This is a genomic window from Pseudactinotalea sp. (assembly GCF_048594945.1).
Taxonomy (GTDB): domain Bacteria; phylum Actinomycetota; class Actinomycetes; order Actinomycetales; family Beutenbergiaceae; genus Pseudactinotalea.
The window spans coordinates 1-8,884 of sequence record NZ_JBMDXJ010000001.1 but is presented as its reverse complement, the minus strand read 5'-3'; the positions used below and the strand labels follow the sequence as shown (position 1 = coordinate 8,884).

The 8,884-nt window shown below is 70.3% G+C and carries 10 protein-coding genes; 7 read left to right on the top strand and 3 right to left on the bottom strand.

The genetic code is table 11. The annotated features are described in order from the left end of the window. The 4 genes from ACOJSN_RS00050 to ACOJSN_RS00035 all read left to right on the top strand — a co-directional run. Window positions 1–398, top strand: a 398-nt coding sequence (locus ACOJSN_RS00050; RefSeq protein ID WP_420110465.1) for a VOC family protein, incomplete at its 5' end; no start/stop codon positions are given. A 243-nt stretch (window positions 399–641) separates the two neighbouring features. Beyond that, window positions 642–1,955, top strand: a complete 1,314-nt coding sequence (locus ACOJSN_RS00045; RefSeq protein ID WP_420110464.1) for a 2-oxoadipate dioxygenase/decarboxylase family protein — start codon at window positions 642–644, stop codon at window positions 1,953–1,955. Window positions 1,956–2,053: 98 nt separating this feature from the next. Continuing rightward, window positions 2,054–3,586, top strand: a complete 1,533-nt coding sequence (locus ACOJSN_RS00040; RefSeq protein WP_420110463.1) for an aldehyde dehydrogenase family protein — start codon at window positions 2,054–2,056, stop codon at window positions 3,584–3,586. Window positions 3,587–3,625: 39 nt separating this feature from the next. Then, window positions 3,626–4,390 carry a CPBP family intramembrane glutamic endopeptidase gene (locus ACOJSN_RS00035; RefSeq protein ID WP_420110462.1) on the top strand — a complete coding sequence of 255 codons (765 nt, stop codon included), beginning with the start codon at window positions 3,626–3,628 and terminating at the stop codon, window positions 4,388–4,390. A gap of 18 nt (window positions 4,391–4,408) precedes the next feature. On the opposite strand, the gene ACOJSN_RS00030 is transcribed toward ACOJSN_RS00035, so the two are convergent. Then, a complete protein-coding gene (locus tag ACOJSN_RS00030; RefSeq protein ID WP_420110461.1) occupies window positions 4,409–5,239 on the bottom strand; it encodes a hypothetical protein in 831 nt (276 codons plus the stop codon). 132 nt (window positions 5,240–5,371) lie between these two features. Here ACOJSN_RS00030 and ACOJSN_RS00025 point away from each other — a divergent pair, with 132 nt between their 5' ends. Further along, window positions 5,372–6,436, top strand: a complete 1,065-nt coding sequence (locus ACOJSN_RS00025; protein WP_420110460.1) for an App1 family protein — start codon at window positions 5,372–5,374, stop codon at window positions 6,434–6,436. After that, entirely contained in the window at window positions 6,433–6,699 is a 267-nt protein-coding gene (locus ACOJSN_RS00020; RefSeq protein ID WP_420110459.1) for a putative quinol monooxygenase, read from the top strand. Before ACOJSN_RS00025 ends, ACOJSN_RS00020 begins: the two co-directional genes overlap by 4 nt. A gap of 18 nt (window positions 6,700–6,717) precedes the next feature. On the opposite strand, the gene ACOJSN_RS00015 is transcribed toward ACOJSN_RS00020, so the two are convergent. After that, window positions 6,718–7,458, bottom strand: coding sequence for a PIG-L deacetylase family protein (locus ACOJSN_RS00015; protein WP_420110458.1), 741 nt, complete (start codon window positions 7,456–7,458; stop codon window positions 6,718–6,720). 72 nt (window positions 7,459–7,530) lie between these two features. Between ACOJSN_RS00015 and ACOJSN_RS00010 the strand changes: the two genes are divergently transcribed. After that, window positions 7,531–8,313: an aldo/keto reductase gene (locus ACOJSN_RS00010; protein ID WP_420110457.1), complete on the top strand. Its 783-nt coding sequence runs from the start codon at window positions 7,531–7,533 to the stop codon at window positions 8,311–8,313. 169 nt (window positions 8,314–8,482) lie between these two features. Here the strand turns inward: ACOJSN_RS00010 and ACOJSN_RS00005 are convergent. Beyond that, a partial coding sequence (locus ACOJSN_RS00005) for a VIT1/CCC1 transporter family protein (RefSeq protein WP_420110456.1) occupies window positions 8,483–8,884 on the bottom strand: 402 nt, incomplete at its 5' end.

Here is an 8,884-nt window from a genome sequence, read left to right as displayed (position 1 = left end):
TGGCCGGGATCCGCGGTTTCACGAGCTGGGTCGGCACCGTACTCGGCAGCCCTGACCCAGTGGCGCTCGCCGACTTCTACTCGACGTTGCTCGGCTGGGAGATCAGCAGCAGCGACCCCACCTGGGTGACGATGGTGATGCGCGATCCCTCCGGCACGCCCACCACGAGCAACCTTGCGTTCCAGCTCGAGGAGACGCACGTGCGGCCGGTCTGGCCCGGCGAGCCCGGCACCCAGCAGATGCAGATGCACCTCGACATCGGCGTCAGAGAGCTGGAACCCGCTGTCGAGGACGCGCTCGCCCTCGGCGCCACGCTCGCCGAGTTTCAGCCGCAGCAGGACGTACGCGTGCTCCTCGACCCCGACGGCCACCCCTTCTGCCTCTACCGCGACCACTGACCGCACCCGCTCCATCCACCTCCCGCCGAGTTCGCGCCGTCACCACACGGCGACCCACGCGCCAGCGCCTGAGACACCGCCGCCCGAGGCGTGGGCGGGTGTCCACATGGTGGACCTGGGGTGCACAATGGCGCAGTGGCGAACGCGGCTTCCCTGCCGTTTCGCAGCGCCGAGCGCGGAGTACGTGCCGTTCCCGGCGCGAGAGCAGCAGATACCGCGCGTTCAGCGAGGAGAGGGGTCGCGGTGGGTTCCGGAGGGTTTGTCGAGCAGTGGCAGCTGCGGGCGGCGTTCGCACGGAGCTTGTCGGACATGTACGGCGTGGAGGTGCCCGCCTACACCACGCTGCTCGACGTCAGTCACGAGGTCAACGCCGATGTGATGGCGCAGGACCCGGACGCAGCACAGCGACTCGGCAGCATCGACCGGGTCACGGCTGAGCGGCACGGCGCGATCCGGCTCGGCACGCCCGCCGAGATGTCGCAGGTGGCCCGGGTGTTCGGCGCGATCGGGATGCACGCGGTCGGCTTCTACGACCTACGCGAGGCGGCCACCTCGGCGGTGCCGGTGGTCTCGACCGCCTTCCGCCCGATCGAGGCGGACGAGCTCGCCAAGAACCCGTTCCGCGTGTTCACCTCCGTGATCACGCCCAGCGACCGCCGGTTCTTCTCCGAGGACCTGCAGCACCGGCTTGAGAACTTCCTGTCCCGCCGCGAGATCTTCGGCCCCGAGCTGCTGGCGCTCGCTGACCGCGCGGAGGCCGAGCGCGGGTTGCCTGGCGAGCACGCCGAGCGGTTCCTGCAGCTGGCCACCGCGGTCTTCGAGCTCTCGCCCGAGCCGGTCGAACGCGCCTGGTACGACGAGCTGGAGCAGGTCAGTGCGGTTGCCGCTGACATCGGCGGCGTGGGCTCCACCCACATCAACCACCTCACTCCGCGCGTGCTCGACATCGACGCCCTCTACGAGCGCATGGAAGCCCGCGGGATCACGATGATCGACGACATCCAGGGCCCGCCTCGCTGGGAGGGCCCGGATGTGCTGCTGCGGCAGACCTCGTTCCGTGCGCTCGCCGAGCCGCGCACCTTCCGGATGCCCGACGGCTCGATCAGCAAGGACTCCCTCCGCGTCCGCTTCGGCGAGGTCGAGGCCCGCGGCATCGCGCTCACCCGCGCCGGCCGCGACATCTACGACCGCGTGATCGTCGAGGCCAAGCAGCTGTACGCCGAGCGCGGGGTAACGACGGCGGAGGGCCGCCAGGAGGTGCTGCGCGAGCTGTGGCAGCGCGACTTCCCGAGTACCGAGGACGGCCTCGCCGAGCGTGAGCTGGCCTACTTCACCTACTCCCCCGACGGCGCTCGCACGCCGATCGTCTACGAGGACTTCCTGCCCGCGAGCGCGGCCGGGATCTTCCAGTCCAACCTGACCTCCGACGGCGCCAAGGACACCACCCAGGAAGCCACCGTGCTCGATGCCGACTGGATGGCCGGCGCGCTCGGCCGTGACCTCAACGATCCGTTCGACCTGTATGCCGCCCAGCAGCAGGTCTCCCTCGCCCCCTAACTCCCACCCACAGGGCGCAAGCGTGTCGATAGGGCACGGCCGGCCGCTCCCTTTCGACACATGTGCTCCCTTTCGCGGACTCACTAAGGAGAACCACCGTGACTCTCACCGCCGGAACCGACGTCGCCACCGCCGCCACCGAAGCTCTGTCGAGCCTCGGCATCGAGCTCCCCACGATTGCCGACGGCGGAGCCTCCTTTGAGGTCCGCTCACCTCTGTCGGGTGAGACGATCGCGACGCTCCCGCAGGCGGGCGCCGGCGAGGTCGACGCCGCCGTCGCCACGGCGCACGAGGCGTTCCTCACCTGGCGCACGATCCCGGCGCCGGCGCGGGGCGCCGTCGTCAAGGCCTGGGGCGAGGCGCTGCGCGAGCACAAGGACGACCTGGCCACCTTCGTCACCCTCGAGGCGGGCAAGATCACCGCCGAGGCGCGCGGTGAGATCCAGGAGATGATCGACATCTGCGACTTCGCCGTGGGGCTGTCGCGGCAGCTGTACGGGCAGACGATGCCCTCGGAGCGGCCCGGGCACCGGCTGATGGAGACGTGGCACCCGCTCGGCGTGGTGGGCGTGATCTCAGCCTTCAACTTCCCCGCCGCGGTGTGGGCCTGGAACACGGCGATCGCGCTCGTCTGCGGTGACACCGTGGTGTGGAAGCCCTCGGAGATGACCCCGTTGACCGCGCTGGCCAGCGCCACCCTGCTGGACCGGGCGCTCGCCGAGGCCGGTGCACCCGAGGGGGTCTCCGCCGTCGTGCTGGGAGCCCGCGAGGCGGGCGAGGCACTGGTCGCTCACCAGGATGTGGCGCTGCTCTCGGCGACCGGCTCGGAGCGCATGGGCGCCGAGGTCGGCCCGGTGGTGGCCGCGCGCTTCGGGCGCAGCCTGCTCGAGCTGGGCGGCAACAACGCCGCGATCGTCGCGCCGAGCGCGGATCTCGACCTGGCGGTGCGGGGCATCGTGTTCTCGGCGGTCGGCACCGCGGGGCAGCGGTGCACGTCGCTGCGCCGGCTGATCGTGCACTCCTCGATCGTCGACGACGTCGTCCAACGCTTGTCTCGCGCCTACGAGAACCTCCCGATCGGTGACCCGCGAGCCGAGACCACGCTGGTGGGGCCGCTGGTGAACGAGGCATCCCGCGAGCGCATGCTCGCCTCGCTCGACCACGCGCAGGCCGAGGGCGGCGAGGTGATCGTGGGCGGGAAGCCGGTCGACGTCGACGGTGCCCCCGGTGCCGCCTATGTCTCCCCCGCACTGGTGCGGATGCCCGCGCAGTCGGAGGTGGTGCACCGCGAGACGTTCGCGCCGATCCTGTACGTGATGTCCTACGACGACCTCGACGAGGCGATCGCGATGCACAACGCGGTGCCGCAGGGTCTGAGCAGCTCGATCTTCACGCTCGATCAGCGTGAGGCTGAGCGGTTCATGGCCGCCGACGGCTCGGATTGCGGCATCGTCAACGTCAACATCGGTACCTCCGGAGCCGAGATCGGCGGTGCGTTCGGCGGCGAGAAGACCACCGGCGGCGGCCGCGAGTCCGGCTCCGACGCGTGGCGCGCCTACATGCGGCGCGCCACCAACACGATCAACTACTCGACCGAGCTGCCGCTCGCGCAAGGTGTTGACTTCGGCTGACGTCTCGGCTGTCCGAGCCACCTCTGCCATCATCGGAGTGTGACGACGTTCGTCGAGTACCTCGTCGGGATCGCGCCTGGGTTCTCCCTGGTGGTCGTCGCCATCGCGATGATCCCGGCCCGGCACATCGGGATCCGGGTGGTCGTCGCCATCATGGGCTTCCTGTTCGTGCGGGACGCGATGACGACGTCGGGTCTGTGGGAGTTCGGTGCCACTGCGAACGGTGCCGCCTGGCTACGGTTCGGGGCCGAGCCGATCGCGTACTGGCTGCTGGCCGCGATGAGCGCCGCCACCATCGTCCTGCTGCTGTGGGGCTTCGGCGCCCAGGCGCGGCGCCGGTTGGTCTGGCAGGGAGAGCACCTCGGGCGGTCGCTTCTGCTCGGCGTCCTGGGAGCGGTGGTCGTGGTGACCCCGTTCGCGCTTCTCCGCCGGGGCACACCCAACGAACAACGTGGGGGTGCTGTCGCGCTGTCAGCTCTGCCCGCGCTGCTCGCGATGGCTCTCGTCGGCAACGCGCTGGAGGAACTGCTGTTCCGCGGTTACCTCTACGACGCGCTCGTGTCCGATGGCGGGGTCGAGACGGCTCGGCGGGCCGAACTGCGAGCAGCGCTGGCCACCGGTGTGCTCTTTGCCGCCGGACACCTGCACCTGGCGATGATCGTGACGGACGTCGGCCTCCCGCTCATCGTGTTCGTCCTGGTCGAAGGACTCGTCTGCGGGCTCGTCAGGCTGCGCGCCGGCATCGTGGGCTCGACGCTCACGCACGGCCTGGCGATCTTCGTGCTCGCCTCGGGTCTGCTCTGACGAGCTTGACGAGCTGCCTCACCCCTCGCAGTCAGACACGCCCGGCGCTGCCGCAACCACCGCCAGGCGCCAGTCAGTGTCCTCGAGCAGCTCCTCGCCGGAATCGAGCCGGTCCAGGAGCGCCTCGATGTCGGCGGCATCGGCCACGGTGGCGCACCCGTTCTGGGACAGCTCCGAGATCGGCGCCTCAAGCGGCCAGTCGGTGACCTCGTCGTCGGAGATCGAGCCGTAGAAGCGGATGAACAACCGGTCGATCGGGAGCTCGTCGGTCAGCTCGGTCGCGTTGTCGACGACGTCCCAGAGGTCGGCGAGGTCCTGCCGTGCCTGGTTCTGCCGATCGCTGAGGCCGCCCCAGTCGCTCGGGTCGGTGCGTGAGAAGGCGTAGATCGACGTCGAGAAGTCCCCGTACGTGACCGAGGTGCTGCCGGAGTCGGTGACGATCGGCTCACCGAAGTCGACGCCTTCGACCAGCAAGTCGTCGGCCAGTCCGGTCACCGCCTCGAGCTCGCACTCCGAGAGCCATCCGGCGGTGAAGCCACCCGGCTCTTCTCCGCTGTACCCCGGCATCATCATCGGCACCTGCAGGTGCCCGGCGGCCGCGCCGGCGGCGAGGTCGGCGGCACTCTCGGTGGGGATCACCACGGCGCCGTCGGAGTAGACGATGGTCGGCGCGCCCGTCTCGCTGCCGAGGGTCAGCAGCGGTTCGCCATCGCCGGGCTCACCTGCCGTGCGAGTCTCGTCGGTGCAGCCCTCGGTCGGATCGGCCCCGGACTGCACGCCGCACGCGCCGACAGCGCTCACGACCGCCGCTCCCAGGAGCACCGCCACCCAACCTCGGACCTTGCTCATCGTCGTTCCCCTCATTTTGTCTCCACGGACTGACACAACCTGACTGTGTCGCGAACCCTCCGCCGTCGTCATCACGAACGAGGGGAGAACTCCCCGGACGACCATGCCGCTGAGGATCGCTAGCCTGGCTGCATGGCCGGGACCCACATCGCTGCCCGCTGGGAGGACTCGTTCCACCGCCGACTCACACCCTTTCTCAAGGCCCGCGGCTGGCGGCCGCGCACCATCCCGTACATCGGGTACGGCGGCGAGGAGTTCGTGCGCGTGATGGCTCGTGTGGTGCTCGGGCGGCACATCGAGGCGGAGGCGCACGCCGACTCGGCGGCCACGCCGGAGGAACTCGCCGAGGCCGTGTTCGCCCAGCGCGGCTGGCGTTCCTACATCACCGCGCCGGTGGGCTACCTGCCCGTGGCGATCACGATCGGCGACACCGAGTACCGCACCAAGACCGACCGGTCGGGGTACATCGACGTCGAGCTCCGCGGCCACGGGCTCGGACCGGGCTGGCACGACGTGACGATCGCCGCCCGCGCCGCACGGCCCGAGACCGCGCGCGTGCAGATCGTGTCCGGCGATGCCACGGTCGGCCTGGTCAGCGACATCGACGACACGGTGATGGTGACGTCGGTCCCGCGGCCGTTCATCGCCGTCTGGAACACCTTCATCCGGCACGGCAGCGCGCGGCGCGTGGTGCCCGGGATGGCGGCCATGTACGACGAGGTGCTCGCGCGCCATCCCGGCGCACCCGCCTTCTACCTCTCCACCGGCGCGTGGAACATCCTGCCGACCCTCGTGCAGGTGCTGCGGACCGGCGGCTACCCGGCGGGCGCCATGCTCATGACGGACTGGGGCCCTACGAACACCGGTTGGTTCCGGTCCGGGCAGGAGCACAAGCGGTCGATGTTGCGGCGGCTGCGGGCCGAGTTCCCGCAGATCCGCTGGGTGCTTGTGGGCGACGACGGTCAGCACGACCCGATGATCTACCGCGAGTTCGCCACCGAGCACCCGGACCGCGTGGCCGCGATCGCGATCCGCGAGCTGACCCCGGGGGAACAGGTACTCGCGCACGGCACGCCCGTGGCCACGATGGACACCCTGTGGACTCCCGCGAGCACGATCTCGGAGGTCTCCGGCGCCGACGGGCGCGAGCTCGCACCGAAGCTGCGGCGTGCACTCGAGCGGCTGAGCGCTCGATGATCGTGGTGGTGGGCCACCTGGAGGTGGCACCGGCCAACCGCGACCGCGCGATCACCCTGTCGCTCGATGCGGTGCGGCAAGCGCGGGCGACCGACGGCTGCCTCGACTTCTCGGTCAGCCCCGACCCGATCGATCCCGGCCGCATCAACGTGAGCGAGCGGTGGCGCGACCGGGAGGCACTGGAGACGTTCCGTGGCGAGGGCACCCAGGGCGAGCTCGACGGCCTGATCCGGGGCGCCGCCGTCGAGGAGTTCGAGGTCTGAGCGGACCCAGGTCGCGACCTACTCGGCGAGCCCGATCACCTCGAAGGTGATCGCCGGGACGCCTCCGAAGCGCGGCGCGGCCTCGGTGGCGAACGAGCGGATCATCTCGTCCGGGTCCGGGTGCCAGTCGAGCGCGGCGAGGTAGGCCTCGTGAGCCTTGAGCGAGGCGACCGCGGCGTCGAGGGTGTCGGTCACGTCGACGGCGTGGCTCGGCTCGATCGACCCGCCCATCGCGGTGAACCTGACTCCGGACCAGGCCTCGAGCACCTCACCGTCGGGTCCGGTGAGGTCGGTGAAGACCCAGCGGTTGGCGGCGTCGCGGACGCCGTCGAGCACGGCGTAGCCGACGATCCGGTGGTCGGCCATGTTGTACATCCCGCCGGGGAAGAAGTCGCGGGGCGTGGTGGTGAGCACGACGTCGGGCCGGTGCCGCCGCACGGCGGCGGCGATGTCGCGCCGTAGCCGCATGGTGTCGTGGATCGTCCCATCCGGGTGGTCGAGGTACTCCAGGTTCGAGGCGCCGACGGCGTCGCACGCCGCTCGCTGCTCGGCGGCCCGTACCCGAATGGTCTCCTCGGGAGCCATCGTGTCGATGCCTGCCTCGCCACGCGTGACCAGCAGGTAGTCGACGGTCTTGCCCTGCGCCGTCCAGCGGGCGACGGCGGCCGACATGCCGTACTCCATGTCGTCCGGGTGCGCGACGATCGCGAGCGCGCGCTCCCAGTCCTCCGGCATCGGCTTCAGCTGAGGTTCGTCCATGCGTCCCAGTCTGCCTCCCGATCGTCGAGCTCGCTGCGGTAGGCCGCAGGCGGTGTGGTGTTGGATGGACACATGAGCGATCCCATCCCGACCGTCACCCTTCGCCCTGGCGTCGAGATCCCGCTGCTGGGACTCGGCACGTGGCAGGCACCCGACGATGAGGCCTACGAGGCGGTCCGCACCGCGCTCGACCTCGGCTACCGCCACATCGACACCGCCCGCGCCTACGGGAACGAGGAAGCCGTGGGGCGTGCCGTCGCCGACTCCGGCCTCGACCGCTCCGAGATCTTCGTGACCACCAAGCTGCCACCGAAGGAGGTCGACGACGCCCCGCGCATCATCGACGAGTCCCTGGCGAAGCTCGGCCTGGAGTACGTGGACCTGTGGCTCGTGCACTGGCCGCCGAACAAGGAAGCGCGCCCCGACGTGTGGCAGAACGTGATCGCCGCCCAGCAGGCCGGCAAGGCCCGCGCGATCGGCGTCAGCAACTACTCACCCGCCCAGATCGACGAGCTGACGGACGCGACTGGAGTCACGCCGTCGATCAATCAGATCCCCTGGAGCCCTGCCGACTACGACGCCGACCTCGTGGCGGCGCACCGCGAGCGCGACGTGGTCCTCGAGGGCTACAGCCCGTTCAAGCGAACCAACCTCGAGGACCCGGTGCTCGCCGAGGTGGCCGCCGCGCACGGCGTCACCCCCACCCAGGTGGTGCTGCGCTGGCACCTCGACACCGGTGTGGTCGCGATTCCGAAGTCGGTCCACCGCGACCGCATCGCCGCCAATCTCGACGTCACCGGCTTCGCGCTCACCGAGGAGGAGATCGCGAAGGTCTCCGCCCTCCCCGCCCCCTGAGCTTTCAACGCACTCCCGTCACGGCCACGCTTTCAACGCTGATCCGGCGGCACACAGCTTTCAACGCTGATTCGGTAGAGCCGTGCCACGACGGCACGGTGGACATTTCAGCGTTGAGAGCGTGGCTGGGTCGGAAGAGCGTTGAAAGCTGGCTGGGAGAGCGCAGGGATCAGCCGACGGTGGTGCCGAACAGCAGCCCAAGGGCGTAGGTGGCGGCAGCCGCGCCCCAGCCGATCGCGAGCTGGCGCAACGCGCGAAGCAGCGGCGGGGCGCCTGACAGCACCCCCACGATCGCCCCGGTGACCATCAACGCCGCTCCCACCAGACCGGCCGCAACGAGCACCGCCGTCAGGCCATCGAGGCCCAGCAGGTAGGGCAGCACGGGGATCAACGCGCCCGAGGCGAAGAAGCAGAAGCTGGAGATCGCCGCGCCCCACGCCGATCCGATCTCCTCGTGGTCAGGCGAATCATGGAGCTCGGGCTCGGCCCCACGGAGGGCCTCGGCCAGTCGCTCCTCCGCACGCGCGGCGGCCTCCTCCGGCCTCATGCCGCGGGCGCGGTAGACGAGGGC